This is a genomic window from Sulfuricurvum sp., assembly GCF_049305995.1.
Taxonomy (GTDB): domain Bacteria; phylum Campylobacterota; class Campylobacteria; order Campylobacterales; family Sulfurimonadaceae; genus Sulfuricurvum.
Genome location: NZ_JBAQPS010000123.1, coordinates 1 through 13,462 on the forward strand (window position 1 = coordinate 1; position 13,462 = coordinate 13,462).

The window sequence follows — 13,462 nt, forward strand, 5'->3', positions numbered from 1 at the left end:
CGAATACACGCCCTGCATAGTTTACACGGCTTTTGCCCGATACGAACTCTTTCTCTTGTGTCGGTTTGTGTACCAATTCGTAATACTCTTTGGTCTTTTGTAATATCTCATTTTTTAATTGTTCTGCTGGCGTCATTTCATGGCTCCTATGGTTTTTTTAATTGCTTCGTCCAGAGTATATTTTGCTTCCCAGCCAGGGACGTTTTCACCATTTTCCCATGGTGTCATCACTTCTCGCTCTCGATAATCTCGTTTGCCCCATTGGATATTTAGCGGTTTGCCAATCGCCTTTTCAAATATTTTTGAGAGGTTTATTAAACTCATACGTTCTTTGGAACGGACAGAGAATGTTTTGTTTTTGACTCTCTCCGAAGTATTCATAAGATTATCAATCATAGTTTCATAGGCACCGATAACATCATCGATATAGCAGATGTCGATAATCTGCTCTCCCGGAGACATCTCCAGAGTGTCATCGGTTTGTGAAAGACGATACCAAAGATTGAAAACTTTGTTTCGTGGATCATGCGGACCAAAAGTGTCGTTTAGTTTAATTGTCGTAAAGACCATATTGGAAGTTTCCGTGTAATATTTAGCGATATCTTCAAACGCTTGTTTTGTGGCGGCATACAGATTGACAGGGTTGTAGTTGTCTGTATGGTAATGTTGCCAAAATGTACCGGTATTGATAAACCATTTTGTTTCGGAGAGTTTGCACACTTCTAAAAGCTCTGTTCCGAATTGAATGTTGGAAAAGACCAACGAAGAGATATCTTCGGTTCGGTGAGAAGCTAAAAAAAGCGAGGCCAAATGGATAACACCGTCAAATTGTTTATTTTGAAATAAGGCAATTAGTTCCGTAATCTCTCCGGAATAACGAAAAACTTCGGCTCGAGAATCAATGGAAGAGATGTCACTATTGTGACGTACGATGGTTGTGATTGAATACCCTTTATTCAAAAGGCTTTTAACTAAATTTTGCCCGATAAAACCTGTTGCACCTGTTATTAAAACTTGCATTAATTATTACCAAAAATAAAAGGAGAATCAAACTGAACTAAAGAAGAAAAGGATAAGTCACGATCTGATAGTTGGGGGCTTTGGATTTCCCAATCAAACCCAAACGAATCGTAGTGTATTCCACAATCATTATTCGGAGCATAGCAGGATGTTTGCATGTAGGTAACATTTGTATTGTCTTCCAACGATTTAAATCCGTGTGCCAACCCTTTTGGAATAATAAGAATATTACCATTCTCCGCAGAGAGCTCAACCGTAAAATAATTTCCATAGGTCGGAGAATTTTTCCGAATATCTAGAACAACATCGTTGATCTTTCCTCTAGGAACATAAACAATTTTAATGCAATCATATGGAGGGGTTTGGAAATGCATCCCCCTAATTACCCCTTTGTGTGAAATCGAGTAGTAAGTTTCTTTTATAGTAAGATTTAATCCGTTAGCGTAAAAAAAGTCACTGTTATAGGTTTTGATAAAACGTCCTCGAGTATCGTCGAAAATTTTTGGTTTCAGTATTTTTAAACCTTGAATTGAAGTTCCTATTAAAATCATGATTTACTCCACTCTAAATTTTTCATTTTTGCATCCATAACATAGTAATTTAAATTATCCGTTGTACCAACACGTGCTACCATCGGTTTTTGGCGAACATCTGTTTCCTCACTAAGTCTTGTTCCAAACCCGCCGGCTAGTAATAATACTTTCATCAAAGCTCCTTAAATATTCCATTTTTACAGATAAAGGTATTATTGTCAAAATTGATTTTTAAAATCTTATTATTGATAATTCCATCTTCTTCGGAAAAGCGTTTTTTGTGCCATAAATGGATCATGCAAGCGTTGTTTCGGCATGATTTAAGCTCTATTCCCAAACCTCTAAATCTCCATCCAAGATCGATATCTTCACCGACCGAAGGGAGTCGATAGGTTTCATCAAGTCCATTGATTGCTAAAAAATCCTTTTTGTAGCATGAGAAATTACATCCAATAATATAACGAACGTTACGCTTGCTGATATTACTTAAAAAACTATTAGATGTAAAATAAAACCCCTCTTCGATATGTCTAGCATTATCTTTTACCATCCATGGGAGATACCAGAGAAACTTTTTTTCTAAATCTAACATAGTGAGCTGATGTTTTTTTATTTTATCGGTAAATTTTGCTCCTAATTCAAACCTTTTTCCACAAAGAACAATTTTTTCTTGAGCATTTTCGACATGTCCTTGGATAAAGGTGCTATAGGGAATACAATCACCATCAATAAAAATAAGGTATTCATTTTTAGCAGCTTTGATAGCGTTATTCATCGCAATATTTTTACGCCATCCATCATCGGTTTGTATGAGATGGACGAGATTGGGGAAATGATCTTTTTGAGTAGCAATAAACTCTCTCATCTCTACTGAATCACCGTCTTCGGATACGATGATTTCATTAACCGGAAGGGTTTGATAGCTCAAACTCTCTAATATGAATTTAAGAGCTTCGGTATCTTTATAAACAGAGATAATAAGTGTGGATTGAGGATGGGACATAGATGATTATCTCCAAAAAATATTTAATATTTTACAGTGTATTTGCTGAGTTTAATGAGGTCTATGACTAGCTCTTTAAAAGATCCTCTTTTTTAGCATAAGTCCATTTTCCTCTTGGTTTGTCAATGTATTGAAAATATTCATTGGTAAAACTACCTTGAATACAAGTTATTTGATTACGTCTTTGATTTACTTTCTCATTTCCAATTGCTTTATTCAAAACGGTCGGACCTGTTAAATCATAGACTCCGCCACCGATATTTTTATTGTTAATATTATCAACGGTGATCATAATCGCTTTTTCTAAGTAAGGATTGTTATTTACTGAAGCAATAAAGTAGTTGCTGTAATTGTGTTTGGTCATCAAAAAGACTTCATTATCTTCGGGTCTGATCATTTTTGAAAGTGGCCATACGGCATGGGCATCGATGTCCATATAAACTCCACCATAATAGTTCAAGACAAAAAGCCTCCATAAGTCGGCTTGGGAAGCTCCATCCGTGAGTTGCTCAAAAGCATTTGCGATTTGTTGTGAAGCGTGTGATCGCATAAAATCCAAACGATCCTCGGTGCTCACATAACGGTATTCCCAATCTAGGGACATGAGACGGTTGAATAGATAGTTAACATAAACGGGAAGAGAAACGTTATTTGTATAATTAGTCTGCCAAATAATTTTTGCAATTTTATTTGGAGTACGTCGGGTAAAAAAGGCTTTACTCTCTTTGGGAATTTGAAAACGTTTTTTAGGAAAAATAAAATGAAAAGGATATGCGATTGCTTTAACAATAGCTCCTAATATTTTTATTAAGCGGTTTGATATAACAATTATCCAATCCATTCATAACCTTATTGATTTGATACTCTAATGATACCATAAAAGCTCTTCGACGATTTTTGTGCATTACTAAGCTCTATAAAAATGGAAAAAGACGGTAAAGTTTAAGACCGATTGATTTTTTTAAAGCTATAGAGAATGGATTGCGTGTCGTAATTGCAAATAGAGTCTTTCTGTGTAGAATTAATAAGGTGAACAGAGTAAAATTAAACCAATGGTGCGCAAATGCCAAGTGGGCAATTTGTAATGATTTTAGTAAATTTTGTTCATCATTTGTTAATGATGAAATAGAGAGAAATTCGGAAATAATTTTAGCATGGGAGTCATGCTCAGAAGCTTTTTTTTCTACTTTTAAACTGATTTTTTTAAATAAAGAAAGTTTTGTTTTGGTTGTTTTACTCAGTGTGTTATTTGTGTGCTGACGATAGTGTACTAGTGTTTGATCAATATAGCTAATACCATTAAGTGCAGCAGCATTTGCAGCTATCCATGCATCAAAATAGAGTTGACTTGGAAAAGGAGTGGTATACGGTATGAGTGAATGATGAAATAACATCGCATGTGCTGAGACGCAGTTATCGTATATGAATGTTAGTGGAGAATGAGTTGAAATAAAGTGATTTCGCAGCTTTTGAGAAAGAGTTGTATTGAGACTTTCACTTTTAGAGTTAATAAGTAAAGAGTTACTGTAAACAAGAGATTTTCCTCCAATATTAGAGAGTAAAAGTTTAAGTTTATTGGGTGCCCAAATATCATCCTGGTCACATAACGCAATATAATCTCCAGTAGCTTTTGAAAGGGCAAGTTCGAAATTTCGAACATAACCTAAATTTACAGGATTGATTTCAAACTGGATGGGAAGATGACAAAGATATTCTTGAATAATTAAAACTGTATCATCGGTGGAACAGTCGTCTTGAATAATGATCTCCTTTGGAAGAAGTGTTTGGTGCAATATGGAGTCTAATTGTTCTCTTAAATAAGTGCTACCATTATAAGTGGCCATGATAATAGATATAGAATCAGACATAGAATTTTAATAAGTGGCGAGATATTTGGCTAAATACCACTCGATGGTTTTCACGATGCCGGTATCAAACGTCTCTTCGGCTTTCCATCCGAGTTCTGTTTCGAGTTTAGTGGCATCGATAGCATAGCGTCTATCATGTCCTGCACGGTCTTCGACGTAAGTGATAAGCTCTTTATAGCTTTTGGTATCTTGGCGTGGTTGCATCGTATCGAGGAGAGTACAAATACGATCCACGATCTGATTGTTGTTGCGTTCATTGCGTCCGCCGATGTTATATACCTCTCCGCTGCGTCCTGTGTGATAAACTAGATCGATCCCTTTGCAGTGGTCTAACACATAAAGCCAATCACGGATGTTTTTGCCGTCTCCATAAACGGGGATATTTTCTCCATTTAGGGCTTTACGGATAACGGTCGGGATCAGTTTCTCATTATGCTGTTTTGGTCCGTAGTTATTGGAGCAATTGGTAATCACCGTATTCATCCCATAGGTATGATGGTATGAGCGGACAATCATATCTGATCCCGCTTTGGATGCACTGTAAGGGCTGTTAGGGGCATACGAGGTCTCTTCGGTAAAGAGATCACTTGGATCATCGCTGAGGGTTCCGTACACTTCATCGGTACTGATGTGGTGAAAACGGCATCCCTCGTATCCAGATTTATAGATAAATGGTTTTTCCATCCATGTTTTATAGGCGACATCGATGAGAGTAAAAGTGCCGTTGACATTGGTTTGGACAAATACACCCGGATTCTTGATGCTGTTATCGACGTGGCTCTCAGCGGCGAAATGGATGACACCACGAATATCGTATTGTTCAAACAATGATTCAACTAATGATCGATCACAAATATCCCCTTGGACGAAGATATGACGATCGCTCACGGGTGCATCACTAAGGTTATTCATGTCTCCTGCATAGGTAAGGAGATCAAGATTAATTAAGCGGGTGTCTGGGTATTTATTTAAAAAATAAGGGACAAAATTGCTCCCGATAAATCCGGCGCATCCGGTGAGTAAAATGGTTTTCATTTGATTTCTCCTAAGGTATTCAAACATTCTTTGAGTGAGTCTCTCCAGTAGGGGATGGAGAGATTAAAATCATTTTTGATTTTTGATTTGTTGAGTAAAGAGTAGTGAGGGCGAGATGCCGGAGTCGGGTATTGATCGGTAGTGATCGGATTTACCTGACACGTAACACTGGAAAGTTCAAATATCGCTTTGGCAAAGTCATACCAACTAGCGGCTCCCTCATTGCTATAATGGTAGATTTCGGGTTTTGTATTGTTGATCTGTGGAAGGATATCGAGGATCGCTTGGGCTAAATCTCGTGCATAGGTGGGTGTTCCCACTTGATCAAAGATAACACCGAGGTTATCGCGCTCATGACCTAAACGGAGCATTGTTTTAACGAAATTATTGCCAAAAGAGGAGTAAACCCATGATGTACGGATGATAATGGTGTTACATGGAGCAACAGAGAGGATAGCATTCTCTCCATCACGTTTGGTGCACCCGTAAACCCCTTGTGGATCGCTGGGATCACTCTCGATGTAAGGGCGGTAATTCTTGCCATCAAAGACATAGTCGGTAGAGAGATGAATTAGTAACGTGTTTTTCTTTTTAGCGATTTTTGCGAGCATCGAAACAAATCGATGATTGATCGTATCGGCAAAGTCTATTTCAGATTCGGCTTTGTCTACAGCGGTATAGGCGGCACAGTTGATAATAGCATCGAATATCTTGCCTTCGAAAAAATCTTCCATTTTACAGAGATTGCTGAGATCAAGCATTGAACGATCGGCAAAGGTGAAATCATATTGGGGATATAAGGTACTAATAGCTTTGATTTCAGAACCCAATTGTCCAGAAACTCCGCTGACAAGAACTTTAAGCATATAAATTATTTCCAAAAGTGAAATGGTCTGCATCCGCCAATAATGGTTGTGTGGTATCTTTAGCTGAGAGTTGAAGCTTCTCTACCAAAACTACCCAATCGATGTTTAAAGTCGAATCATCGAATGCGATACCGCGATCGCATTCAGGACTATAGTAGTTGTCCACTTTATAAGTAAAGGTACATGTTTCACTTAAGACGACAAACCCGTGAGCAAATCCTCTCGGGATAAGTAGTTGGCGTTTATTCTCTCCTGAGAGACGAACGGCTACGTGCTGACCAAAAGTGGGGCTTCCTGTGCGGATATCCACTGCTACATCAAGTACTTCTCCCTCGATAACCCGTACCAGTTTGGTCTGTGCATGGGGTGGGAGCTGGTAATGCAATCCACGTAGAACGCCATATGAGCTTTTAGACTCGTTGTCTTGACAAAAATTAAGAGTGTATCCTAAAAATTCCGAGAGTTTGTCGCCCCGAAACGTTTCGACGAAATAGCCTCTCTCGTCTCCATGAACTTTTGGGTCAATAATGATGACATCAGGAATATTGGTACGAGTAAATGTCATTCTCCAATCTTCCCTTCATTGGCTCTACGGATCAGGTATTGACCGTACTGGTTTTTAGAGAGTGGTTGTGCAAGCTCTAAGAGTTTCTCTTTGGTAATGTATCCCATTTCATAGGCGATTTCTTCGATACAGGCTACTTTGAGTCCTTGGCGGTTCTCAATGGTTTGGATAAAGAGACTCGCTTCAAGGAGTGATTCATGGGTTCCGGTATCGAGCCATGCATATCCGCGACCCATTAGTTCTACTTTAAGGGCATTTTGCGTGAGATATTCTTGGTTGACAGTGGTAATCTCTAACTCTCCTCGATCACTTGGTTTGATCTTTTTTGCTATTTCGACGACGCTGTTTGGATAGAAATACAATCCTACAACGGCATACGAGCTTTTAGGCGATGAAGGTTTCTCTTCGATCGAGAGGACATTTCCCTCTTTATCGAACTCAGCTACCCCATAACGTTCAGGATCTTTAACCCAGTAACCGAATACGGTTGCTTTCCCTTCATCTTTAACATTACGAACCGATTGAGCCAACATTTTCGTGAGACCGTGACCATAAAAGATATTATCACCCAATACTAGACACACATCATCCGATCCGATGAAATCAGCTCCAAGGATAAAGGCCTGTGCAAGACCATCAGGTGAAGGTTGGACACAATATTCAAAGCGCATCCCAATGTCGCTGCCATCACCTAAGAGCTCTTCAAAGCGTGGTAAATCTGTAGGAGTAGAAATGATAAGAACTTCCGTAATTCCTGCGAGCATCAATACTGAGAGAGGGTAGTAAACCATTGGCTTATCATAGATAGGAACGAGCTGTTTACTGACCCCTTTGGTAATCGGATAGAGTCGGGTCCCGCTGCCACCCGCTAGAATAATACCTTTCATGACCTCTCTCCTTCAATGCAATTAATGAATATGATTATAGTTTAACATAATTGTATTTTGGTTTAAAAGAGTGAAGAAATTTATTCATAAAGTACAGAAAGATTGATAAAACTATATTCAAAAGTAAAAGAAGCCTGTTTGATTGCAGAGGTATTGAGATAAGGTTTCACATTTTTTCCAATATAGACTGAAATCACAGCTCCATATCGTAGTAAGGATGGGTCGAAACAAAATGTGAGAATTTTATTTTCATAAGTATGTTTGATGAGTGGTTCAAGTAGAGTTTCATCAGGTGGAATCATTAAAATGATACCATGTACATGTTTCATATTCAGAGCTTCTTTTACTGAAACGATTGAAATTCGAATCGGGTGATCATTGATACCATTAGGGTATTGATTCAAAATTAAGTTTGAAAAATGTTTGGCGGCTTCTTGATGAGTAGGTGAAGCGATAATAACAAAATGAATAGAGGATTGAATACGTTCTTTTGTCCCTTTTTCCATGAATAATATTTTTGGAAAAAGTTTTGAGCTGATATGTAATAATGGAGTATCGTAAGACTCTCCAAAGAGTGTAAGTGGAATGACAAAAATGAAAAAATACAAAATTTTTTTCATGGATGATTTAGCGGCAAACTGATAGTGAATACCGCCCCTTGTGAAGTATTATTAACGCTGATAGTCCCTTCAAAATGTTGCTCAATGATTACTTTGGACATATAGAGTCCAATGCCGGTTCCTTGTTTTTGGAACTTCGTCGTAAAATAAGGTTCAAAAATCCGTTTGCTAATATCCGGTGGAACCCCTCCTCCGGTATCAGATATTTCAATGAAGAGATGTTGTGTTCCACATCGCACTACAACGTTGATTTCCCCTCCGATTGAACCGTGTTGTGAGAGAATAGCGTCTTTTGCATTGTTAATAATGTTTAAAATGACCTGCTTAAATTCATTCACGACACCATAAATTTCTTCATTGCATGTATCATCTACTGTATAAATAATTTTGGCATAGTGAAGTTGTTCACTTAATAGATGAAAAATATCATGAATAGGTTGAGTTGGTTTGAAAGTAATACGTTCTTTATTGAGATTGAAAAAATTTCTGAAATCATCAATGGTGTTAGACATAAAGGAAAGATTTGAATTAATAATATCACTGTTACTTTGAACATCGATGTCATTTAATCCTCCAAGTTGGCGTTTCATCTCAATATTGCTCATGGCTAAACCGATAATGTTAAGCGGTTGTCGCCATTGATGAGCGATACTTTCGATCATTTCACCCATCGCCGCAAGTCTTGATTGGTGGATCAATAATTGTTCTTTTTGACGGCGTTGTTCTACTTCGGCTTCAATACGTTGCTCTAACTTTGAGTTAATTTCTTCCATTTGGCATCGGTAGTTATCAATCGTTCCGAGCATTGTATTGGTGGATGAAATGATGGTTTGTATTTCAGTATTCATGTTATTGGACTGAAAAGGTTTTGTTGTATTATCAACAGTGTAATTACCTATCCAATTAGAGATTTGGCGTAAAACAAAAAATTGTTTACGAAAGTAGAGGTAGGTAATTAAAAAAATGATTAAAGCAAAGAATGACAATAATAGTAGTTGATTAAAAAGTTTATTTTGTAACTCCTGTGCATGGGTATTGGAGTAACTGATATAAAGTGTTGCTTGTAATTCACCTGTAATCGGGTCGTTAAGTGGTTCTGAAAGAGTGCGTAACCCTTTTTTTGTATGAGAGCTGAATTGTTCAAAAATAGATTTTTTATTGATATCGGTTAGGAGAACATGTACAATGCTTGGATTTTGAAAAAAAGTTCGCATTGTTTCATTCAGTATTTCCTTCTGATCAAAACTCAGATAGGTAGAAATGATTGGTTTTAGAGTATTACTAACTAATTGAATTTTGAAGCGTTCTTCGTCATTTAAGACACTAGAACTATTCATTTGGATGATGATAAAGATAGGAATGATGACGGCGATGTAAAGAAGCCAAAAGAAAATTGCAAATTTTCCGATTAAAGAGTTCATTATTAAAATCCAATACCAAATAACATAAATTGGTATTATATAAGTTTTTGTTAATACTTCGTTTAAAGTTTTGGTACAATGTAATCTTAGAATGATTATGGGGAGTTTGATGAACCATTTTTCGATGATACTGGTAGCAATTTTGCTATTTTCAAATGAAGTGGCAGCAGAGGAGGATATCGCCTCTTTATTGGATGAAGTGAGTGCCATTGCAACTAAGACTAAACTCAATATTGACTATCAGCCTTCTGTCGTATCCGTACTCCATGCTGATAAGCTTAAAAAAATTGGAATTCGTAATCTCCATGAAGCCCTTGGTCTTTTGCCTGGGATTGAGACTTCTATCTTACATACCGGTTGGAAACAAGTTATCGTTAGAGGAACGTATAGCCCTGATACGTTTGTATTTGATAAGTATAAACTCTATATTGATGGAGTGGATGTCGGCAGTGACCTTTACAGTACCAGTTATTATTATCTTGATTTCCCTATAGAGCTGATTGACCGTATTGAAGTGTTGCGAGGTTCTGCTTCGACAATTTATGGTCCTGGCGCATTTAGTGCGGCAATCAATGTGATTACGATCAGCTCTCAAGAAGGGGAAAATGATAAAGTTTTTACTTCAGCAGGAAGTTATGGTTATGCCAAAGGGGGATTTGCCAAACATTTGAATACGGATGGTTGGACACTTGGAATTGACGGCTATTATCAACATAGCAATAAAACTATAAATGCCGATAGAACATTTGCAGCAGATCCTAATAATGCTTATTATCGGTCTGATTATAACAGTTTGGAAAATTTTGAAGACTATTCGATCGGTGTGATGGCAAAGCGTGATGATTTAACGTTGATTGCCAGATATAAATCAGAAGTTACAGATAATTTTTATGGTTTGGGTGAAGATCTTGAACCAGTCAATGGGGGTTATCAGCATAATGCAAGTGGTGTTTTTGAAATGCAAAAGCTATTTTTAGTAGATCGTGACATTGTTATGGAAACGAAATTAGGGATAAATTATTATGCTTTTACGTTTGACACTACTATTTATCAAGATGCTTCCATGACATTTCGGATAAACCCCACGTATGAACAGCTAAACAGTTATATGGAAATGAATTTTCGAGGGAAAAATGTAGTCGATCATGATTGGAGAGTGGGGATGAGTACCCAAAAGATTGATACAATTAAAAATATTTTTGGTACTACTTACAGAGTGCAGGCAAATGGTGGTCCTATTGTTAATCCAGCCGTTCCTGATCCGATGACGTATTTGGATGGACAGTACGGTTTGATTGCTGGAGATAACGATCAGTGGATTAAATCGGTGTATGCACAAGATATTTATTCTATTAATGATGCTTTAGATATTTCTACCAATGTTAGACTAGATTCTTATTCACTCTTTAGCGATATGTTGAGTTACCGATTAGGTTCAGTGTACAGATTAGATGATAACCATATTTTTAAGGGAGTTTATGGACGATCTTATCGTGCACCATCATATGTGGAAGCTTTTCAAGCGGTACAAAATGGATTTAAAAATGGGAATCCAACTTTAAACCCCGAATCGATTGATACGTTTGAATTGGCTTACACGTACAAAAATAAATACACTATGTTTCGAACTAATATCTTTTATTCTATTCTAAATGATGTCATAGATAGAATTTCTAATGAACCAGAGGGGTTTATCGGTGATTATGCCAATCATAGGCAGCGTAATGCAAAAGGGTTGGAAATGGAGATTACTCACCATTTTGGTAATGCTTCCGAGTTGATGGGAAATTTTTCGTATGTGCGCTCACAGTATTTTTCACCCGATTATTACAATCCTATCGAATACCAAAGTCCGGAAATTTCAGAAGTGATGGTGAAAGGGTACTATCTTTATCCATTGACTGAACGGCTTGGGATTAATAGCGCATGGTATTACAATGGCCCAAAACGGGGATATCTGCGAGATAGCGGTATTATTCGGGCATATGGGGCCACTATGCTGGTAGATGAAACGCTCACCTATAATTTGGATGATTTATCGATGTTAACATTCAGTGTCAAAAATCTCTTTAAAGAGTCAGTGATTTACCCATCGTATAACGCAAAACATGAGGGTATACATCGTGAAGGTCGTAACTGGCTAGTGACGTATGAAAAACAGTTCTGAAAATGGATTAATGAGATTATGGAGGGTGGCTCCGAATACTGGATTCGAACCAGTGACCAAGTGATTAACAGTCACCTACTCTACCGCTGAGCTAATTCGGAATCTTTAAGAGGGCGCAATTATACGCTATGTTGCGTTGGATGTCAATAAAAAAGGGGTTATTTAGAGCGTTTTCGATCGATATTTTCGCTTGGAACGAAAAAAATGATATTGGAGCGTTCGATTTGAGCTATTTTGCCGTGATGGAGCAAGTGTTCGAAGCGTTTTTTGGACTCAGTATCGAAAAGAGCATTGATATCATCCTGCGTCAGAGGACGTTTATCCAAAGTGCTAAGGATATCTTCATCGCTGAAAGGGCTCGCAGTTGCAGAGGCATGAGTACGGGATACGATATGGATCGGCAATGCAGGACCAAAACGGTGTGCTATGACATGTAGCTCCTCAAAACTAAGACCCTGAACCGTATACGCGGGAGGTCGATCAATCGTACCGATATCGATACGCTCACATCGGATATTCTTTAGCGCATGGTTAAGTGCTTCCACTTCACTAAGAACGTCATTGATCCCTTTGACAAACAATATCTCTAAAAACAATTTCCCCTTAAATTGTTGTGAAAATCGGGTGATGCTTTCGATAATCGTGCCGATCTCTATCCCTTCAGCCGGACGATCGATTTTTTTAAAAACATCGGGTGTTGCTGCATCGAGAGAGAGTTTGACTTGGTCGAGTTTTAAGAGGGTATCAAATACGATAGGATCACTTAAGCAGGCACTGTTTGAGAGGATTAGCGTTTGAATATTCCCTTTGATCGTATCGAGCTGTTCGATCAGTTCAGACAAATACGGATACATCGTCGGCTCGCCGTTAGCGGTGATCGTAATGACATCGATATCGGGGTGTTTAGAGAGGGCTTCTTTTAAATCGTTGATGATAGTTTCGACCGGAGTTACGGTATGTTGGTGTGCCATTGCAGGTACAGGGGCGAGTTCACAGTAAAGACAGTCAAAATTGCATTGTTTGGTGGATGAGGAGAGATCGATCCCGAGCGACGCACCGAAACGGCGTGAAAAGACGGGACCGAAAATAGTGGACATTTATTTTTTACTGACTCTCTGACATTCACGAACGAAGTGCTGTGCGTTTTCAACCGGAACGTCAGGGAGAATCCCGTGACCGAGGTTGAAGATATGGCGACGACCCCCCATGATCTCTTGGATCGCTTCAACACACGCGGTCGTTTGTTCTTTGGAGTACAAACGACACGGTTCCATGTTTCCTTGAAGGACGTAGCGATCCCCCAATTTCTCTTTTGCCAGTGCCATAGGAGTACTCCAATCAACACCGAATACATCGAAATTACCATACACTTTATCTAAAAAGGCAGGAATCCCTTTTGGGAACATGATAACGGGGACATGCGGATATTTTTCTTTTAGATACTCAGCGATTTCGACCATGTAGCTCCATGAGAACT

At 38.2% G+C, this 13,462-nt stretch carries 15 protein-coding genes and 1 tRNA gene; 1 reads left to right on the forward strand and 15 read right to left on the reverse strand.

What is annotated here, in order from left to right; all coding sequences use genetic code 11:
* Positions 1-132: 132 nt before the first annotated feature.
* From WA010_RS04005 to WA010_RS04060, 12 genes are all read right to left on the reverse strand, one after another.
* On the reverse strand, positions 133-1,020 hold the full coding sequence (locus WA010_RS04005) for an NAD-dependent epimerase/dehydratase family protein (protein ID WP_422555869.1): 888 nt from the start codon (positions 1,018-1,020) through the stop codon (positions 133-135).
* Positions 1,020-1,571, reverse strand: a complete 552-nt coding sequence (gene rfbC / locus WA010_RS04010) for a dTDP-4-dehydrorhamnose 3,5-epimerase (RefSeq protein ID WP_422555870.1) — start codon at positions 1,569-1,571, stop codon at positions 1,020-1,022. The genes WA010_RS04005 and rfbC (WA010_RS04010) overlap by 1 nt, the downstream gene beginning before the upstream one ends.
* Complete coding sequence (locus WA010_RS04015) at positions 1,568-1,726, reverse strand: hypothetical protein (RefSeq protein WP_422555871.1); 159 nt, start codon at positions 1,724-1,726, stop codon at positions 1,568-1,570. The genes rfbC (WA010_RS04010) and WA010_RS04015 overlap by 4 nt, the downstream gene beginning before the upstream one ends.
* Positions 1,726-2,556: a glycosyltransferase gene (locus WA010_RS04020; RefSeq protein WP_422555872.1), complete on the reverse strand. Its 831-nt coding sequence runs from the start codon at positions 2,554-2,556 to the stop codon at positions 1,726-1,728. The genes WA010_RS04015 and WA010_RS04020 overlap by 1 nt, the downstream gene beginning before the upstream one ends.
* Before the next feature lie 67 nt (positions 2,557-2,623).
* The gene (locus WA010_RS04025) at positions 2,624-3,397 is read right to left on the reverse strand and encodes a glycosyltransferase family 32 protein (protein WP_422555873.1); all 774 of its coding nucleotides are present in this window, start codon (positions 3,395-3,397) and stop codon (positions 2,624-2,626) included.
* 73 nt (positions 3,398-3,470) lie between these two features.
* Entirely contained in the window at positions 3,471-4,424 is a 954-nt protein-coding gene (locus tag WA010_RS04030) for a glycosyltransferase (RefSeq protein ID WP_422555874.1), read from the reverse strand.
* A gap of 6 nt (positions 4,425-4,430) precedes the next feature.
* A complete protein-coding gene (rfbB, locus tag WA010_RS04035) occupies positions 4,431-5,459 on the reverse strand; it encodes a dTDP-glucose 4,6-dehydratase (protein ID WP_422555875.1) in 1,029 nt (342 codons plus the stop codon).
* Positions 5,456-6,325, reverse strand: coding sequence for a dTDP-4-dehydrorhamnose reductase (gene rfbD / locus WA010_RS04040; protein WP_422555876.1), 870 nt, complete (start codon positions 6,323-6,325; stop codon positions 5,456-5,458). The genes rfbB and rfbD overlap by 4 nt, the downstream gene beginning before the upstream one ends.
* A complete protein-coding gene (gene rfbC, locus WA010_RS04045) occupies positions 6,318-6,890 on the reverse strand; it encodes a dTDP-4-dehydrorhamnose 3,5-epimerase (protein ID WP_422555877.1) in 573 nt (190 codons plus the stop codon). The genes rfbD and rfbC (WA010_RS04045) overlap by 8 nt, the downstream gene beginning before the upstream one ends.
* Positions 6,887-7,777, reverse strand: coding sequence for a glucose-1-phosphate thymidylyltransferase RfbA (gene rfbA, locus WA010_RS04050; RefSeq protein WP_422555878.1), 891 nt, complete (start codon positions 7,775-7,777; stop codon positions 6,887-6,889). The genes rfbC (WA010_RS04045) and rfbA overlap by 4 nt, the downstream gene beginning before the upstream one ends.
* Before the next feature lie 80 nt (positions 7,778-7,857).
* Entirely contained in the window at positions 7,858-8,397 is a 540-nt protein-coding gene (locus tag WA010_RS04055; protein ID WP_422555879.1) for a hypothetical protein, read from the reverse strand.
* Positions 8,394-9,818: a sensor histidine kinase gene (locus WA010_RS04060; protein ID WP_422555880.1), complete on the reverse strand. Its 1,425-nt coding sequence runs from the start codon at positions 9,816-9,818 to the stop codon at positions 8,394-8,396. The genes WA010_RS04055 and WA010_RS04060 overlap by 4 nt, the downstream gene beginning before the upstream one ends.
* 109 nt (positions 9,819-9,927) lie before the next feature.
* Between WA010_RS04060 and WA010_RS04065 the strand changes: the two genes are divergently transcribed.
* Complete coding sequence (locus WA010_RS04065) at positions 9,928-11,985, forward strand: TonB-dependent receptor plug domain-containing protein (RefSeq protein WP_422555881.1); 2,058 nt, start codon at positions 9,928-9,930, stop codon at positions 11,983-11,985.
* 26 nt (positions 11,986-12,011) lie between these two features.
* Here WA010_RS04065 and WA010_RS04070 read toward each other — a convergent pair.
* The 3 genes from WA010_RS04070 to WA010_RS04080 all read right to left on the reverse strand — a co-directional run.
* Positions 12,012-12,086, reverse strand: a tRNA-Asn gene (locus WA010_RS04070).
* Positions 12,087-12,143: 57 nt separating this feature from the next.
* Positions 12,144-13,082 carry a radical SAM protein gene (locus WA010_RS04075; protein WP_422555882.1) on the reverse strand — a complete coding sequence of 313 codons (939 nt, stop codon included), beginning with the start codon at positions 13,080-13,082 and terminating at the stop codon, positions 12,144-12,146.
* Positions 13,083-13,462 (reverse strand): uroporphyrinogen decarboxylase family protein (locus tag WA010_RS04080; protein ID WP_422555883.1); only part of this gene is annotated, 380 nt, incomplete at its 5' end.